The organism is Burkholderia sp. Tr-20355, assembly GCF_017104685.1.
In the GTDB taxonomy this organism is placed as follows: Bacteria; Pseudomonadota; Gammaproteobacteria; order Burkholderiales; family Burkholderiaceae; genus Burkholderia; species Burkholderia seminalis.
The window spans coordinates 1-1,858 of the sequence record NZ_JAAGPK010000359.1; the positions used below are offsets into that span (position 1 = coordinate 1).

Consider the following 1,858-nt stretch of genomic DNA (forward strand, 5'->3'; position numbering starts at 1 on the left):
TAAGCCGACGTGATCGCTCGCGCGGCGACTTCGCTGCTCGAGCAGGACTATCCGGGCGACTTTCATCTGATCATTGTCGACGACCACAGCGACGACGGCACCGCCGACGCGGCGCGCGCGGCGGCGCTCGCGATCAACCGCGCCGACCGGCTGACGGTGCTGGCCGCGAAGCCGCTGCCGGCCGGCTGGTCGGGCAAGGTGTGGGCACAGTCGCAGGGGATCGCCGCGGTGCAGACGCTCGGCCTGCCGGCCGACTACCTGCTGCTGACGGATGCCGACATCGGCCATCCGCCCGACGCCGTCGCGCAACTGGTCACGCGCGCACAGGCCGAGCAGCGCGATCTCGTGTCGCTGATGGTGCGGCTGCGCTGCGATTCGTTCTGGGAAAAGGCGCTGATTCCGGCGTTCGTGTTCTTCTTCGCGAAGCTGTACCCGTTCTCGTGGATCAACAACCCGCGCAACCGGACGGCCGGCGCCGCCGGCGGCTGCATGCTCGTGAAGCGCACGGCGCTGGAGGAAGCGGGCGGCATCGAGTCGATCCGCGGCGCGCTGATCGACGATTGCAGCCTCGCCGCGCAGATCAAGCACCGCGGCAGCGGCCGCCATCCGATCCGTCTCGACCTGGCCGATCGCAGCGTGTCGCTGCGCCCGTACGACAGCTGGCGCGACATCTGGAACATGATCGCGCGCACCGCGTTCACGCAGCTGCACTATTCGCCGCTGCTGCTGGCCGGCACGCTGCTCGGGATGACGATCATCTATCTCGTGCCGCCCGCCGCGGCGCTCGCGTACGGCGCGCGGGCGTGGCCGGCCTGGCTCGCGTGGGCGTCGATGTGCGCCGCGTATGCGCCGATGCTGCGCTACTACCGGCGCTCGCCGCTGTGGGCGCCCGCGCTGCCGCTCGTCGCGCTGTTCTACGTGGGCGCGACGTTCGCGTCCGCGTGGCGCTACTGGCGCGGCAAGGGCGGCCAGTGGAAGGCGCGCGTGCAGGCGCCGGTGGAGCGCTGAGGATCGGCCGGGAGGCGCGCCTCCCGGCAGCCGGAAAACGAACAGCCCGATCGGTGAACCGGTCGGGCTGTTGCGTTTTGGGGCGGGCGGCGGCTTACCGCTGCGTCAGCATCATGTACATCTGGACCACGACGTCCGGCGAGAACGTGAACGGCACCCAGCCGTAGCCCGTGTGGCGGGCGACCAGCAGGCGGTCGCCATTCGACTGCTTCTGCACCGCCATCATCGGGTTCTTCGTCGTCACGAAACGCCAGCCGGCCGGGATCCCGGCCGGCGGCTCGGGCTGCATCGACGCGCGCGCATGCGCGAGTTCCTCGATCAGCTGGCCCAGTTGCTCCGGATGCAGCGTGATCGACTGGCCGTTGATGGTCAGCGTCAGTTCGTTCTGGGACGGGCGCGCGACGTGCAGCGTCGCCTTGTCGGCCGGTGCGGCGGCCGTGTCGGTTTCAGCGGCGGATGCGGCTTGGGCCGCCGGGACGATCGCGGTGTCGGCCGCCGTCGCGCCGGCAACGTCGGCCGTTTCGGCCTCGGCCGGTGCCGCTGCGCTCACGATCGGTTCCGCCGGCGTCGGTTCGACGACCTCGGCCGCCACGGCCGGGGCGGCCACCGCGTTCGTCGCGGCTTCCTTGACGACGGCCTCGACCAGCGCCTCCGCGTCGGCGATGGCCTTCGCGTGGTGCTGCGCGGCCGCTTCGGCTTGCGCGAGCGCCTCGGTATGGCGCCCGGCCGGTGCCGCTGCGCTCACGATCGGTTCCGCCGGCGTCGGTTCGACGACCTCGGCCGCCACGGCCGGGGCGGCCACCGCGTTCGTCGCGGCTTCCTTGACGACGGCCTCGACCAGCGCCTCCGC

Annotated in this window: 2 pseudogenes; one reads left to right on the forward strand and one right to left on the reverse strand. The window is 71.7% G+C overall.

What is annotated here, in order from left to right:
* Nucleotides 1-1,008: pseudogene (locus G3N62_RS35325) on the forward strand (glycosyltransferase); the annotation flags it as partial.
* A 94-nt stretch (nt 1,009-1,102) separates the two neighbouring features.
* Here the strand turns inward: G3N62_RS35325 and G3N62_RS35330 are convergent.
* Nucleotides 1,103-1,858 (reverse strand): annotated as a pseudogene (locus G3N62_RS35330) (phage tail protein); the annotation flags it as partial.